At 52.0% G+C, this 2758-nt stretch carries 1 rRNA gene (only partly in view); it reads right to left on the bottom strand.

What is annotated here, in order from left to right:
• Positions 1 to 20: 20 nt before the first annotated feature.
• Positions 21 to 2758 (bottom strand): 23S ribosomal RNA (locus tag AC1DWM_RS29905) (it continues 154 nt past the right edge of the window).

The raw sequence follows: 2758 nt of genomic DNA, 5'->3' as shown, positions 1-2758 counted from the left end.
GCAAATTGCTTGGGTGTTATATGGTCAAGCCTCACGGGCAATTAGTATTGGTTAGCTCAACGCCTCACAGCGCTTACACACCCAACCTATCAACGTCGTAGTCTTCGACGGCCCTTCAGGGGACTCAAGGTCCCAGTGAGATCTCATCTTGAGGCTAGTTTCCCGCTTAGATGCTTTCAGCGGTTATCTATTCCGAACATAGCTACCCGGCAATGCCACTGGCGTGACAACCGGAACACCAGAGGTTCGTCCACTCCGGTCCTCTCGTACTAGGAGCAGCCCCTCTCAAATCTCAAACGTCCACGGCAGATAGGGACCGAACTGTCTCACGACGTTCTAAACCCAGCTCGCGTACCACTTTAAATGGCGAACAGCCATACCCTTGGGACCGGCTTCAGCCCCAGGATGTGATGAGCCGACATCGAGGTGCCAAACACCGCCGTCGATATGAACTCTTGGGCGGTATCAGCCTGTTATCCCCGGAGTACCTTTTATCCGTTGAGCGATGGCCCTTCCATACAGAACCACCGGATCACTAAGACCTACTTTCGTACCTGCTCGACGTGTCTGTCTCGCAGTCAAGCGCGCTTTTGCCTTTATACTCTACGACCGATTTCCGACCGGTCTGAGCGCACCTTCGTACTCCTCCGTTACTCTTTAGGAGGAGACCGCCCCAGTCAAACTACCCACCATACACTGTCCTCGATCCGGATAACGGACCTGAGTTAGAACCTCAAAGTTGCCAGGGTGGTATTTCAAGGTTGGCTCCACGCGAACTGGCGTCCACGCTTCAAAGCCTCCCACCTATCCTACACAAGCAAATTCAAAGTCCAGTGCAAAGCTATAGTAAAGGTTCACGGGGTCTTTCCGTCTAGCCGCGGATACACTGCATCTTCACAGCGATTTCAATTTCACTGAGTCTCGGGTGGAGACAGCGCCGCCATCGTTACGCCATTCGTGCAGGTCGGAACTTACCCGACAAGGAATTTCGCTACCTTAGGACCGTTATAGTTACGGCCGCCGTTTACCGGGGCTTCGATCAAGAGCTTCGCGTTAGCTAACCCCATCAATTAACCTTCCGGCACCGGGCAGGCGTCACACCCTATACGTCCACTTTCGTGTTTGCAGAGTGCTGTGTTTTTAATAAACAGTCGCAGCGGCCTGGTATCTTCGACCGGCATGGGCTTACGCAGTAAATGCTTCACCCTCACCGGCGCACCTTCTCCCGAAGTTACGGTGCCATTTTGCCTAGTTCCTTCACCCGAGTTCTCTCAAGCGCCTTGGTATTCTCTACCCAACCACCTGTGTCGGTTTGGGGTACGGTTCCTGGTTACCTGAAGCTTAGAAGCTTTTCTTGGAAGCATGGCATCAACCACTTCGTCACCCAAAGGGTAACTCGTCATCAGCTCTCGGCCTTAGAATCCCGGATTTACCTAAGATTCCAGCCTACCACCTTAAACTTGGACAACCAACGCCAAGCTGGCCTAGCCTTCTCCGTCCCTCCATCGCAATAACCAGAAGTACAGGAATATTAACCTGTTTTCCATCGACTACGCTTTTCAGCCTCGCCTTAGGGACCGACTAACCCTGCGTCGATTAACGTTGCGCAGGAAACCTTGGTCTTTCGGCGTGGGTGTTTTTCACACCCATTGTCGTTACTCATGTCAGCATTCGCACTTCTGATACCTCCAGCAAGCTTCTCAACTCACCTTCACAGGCTTACAGAACGCTCCTCTACCGCATCACCTAAGTGATACCCGTAGCTTCGGTGTATGGTTTGAGCCCCGTTACATCTTCCGCGCAGGCCGACTCGACTAGTGAGCTATTACGCTTTCTTTAAAGGGTGGCTGCTTCTAAGCCAACCTCCTAGCTGTCTAAGCCTTCCCACATCGTTTCCCACTTAACCATAACTTTGGGACCTTAGCTGACGGTCTGGGTTGTTTCCCTTTTCACGACGGACGTTAGCACCCGCCGTGTGTCTCCCATGCTCGGCACTTGTAGGTATTCGGAGTTTGCATCGGTTTGGTAAGTCGGGATGACCCCCTAGCCGAAACAGTGCTCTACCCCCTACAGTGATACATGAGGCGCTACCTAAATAGCTTTCGAGGAGAACCAGCTATCTCCGAGCTTGATTAGCCTTTCACTCCGATCCACAGGTCATCCGCTAACTTTTCAACGGTAGTCGGTTCGGTCCTCCAGTTAGTGTTACCCAACCTTCAACCTGCCCATGGATAGATCGCCCGGTTTCGGGTCTATTCCCAGCGACTAGACGCCCTATTAAGACTCGCTTTCGCTACGCCTCCCCTATTCGGTTAAGCTCGCCACTGAAAATAAGTCGCTGACCCATTATACAAAAGGTACGCAGTCACCCAACAAAGTGGGCTCCCACTGCTTGTACGCATACGGTTTCAGGATCTATTTCACTCCCCTCTCCGGGGTTCTTTTCGCCTTTCCCTCACGGTACTAGTTCACTATCGGTCAGTCAGTAGTATTTAGCCTTGGAGGATGGTCCCCCCATATTCAGACAAAGTTTCTCGTGCTCCGTCCTACTCGATTTCATGACCAAGAGATTTTCGCGTACAGGGCTATCACCCACTATGGCCGCACTTTCCAGAGCGTTCCGCTAATCTCAAAGCCACTTAAGGGCTRGTCCCCGTTCGCTCGCCACTACTAAGGGAATCTCGGTTGATTTCTTTTCCTCAGGGTACTTAGATGTTTCAGTTCCCCTGGTTCGCCTCTTAAGCCTATGTATTCAGCT

It is taken from the genome of Pseudomonas sp. P4_C8 (assembly GCF_056401975.1).
Note: the sequence above shows the minus strand (reverse complement) of the source record. Positions and strands in the feature narration are given on the sequence as shown.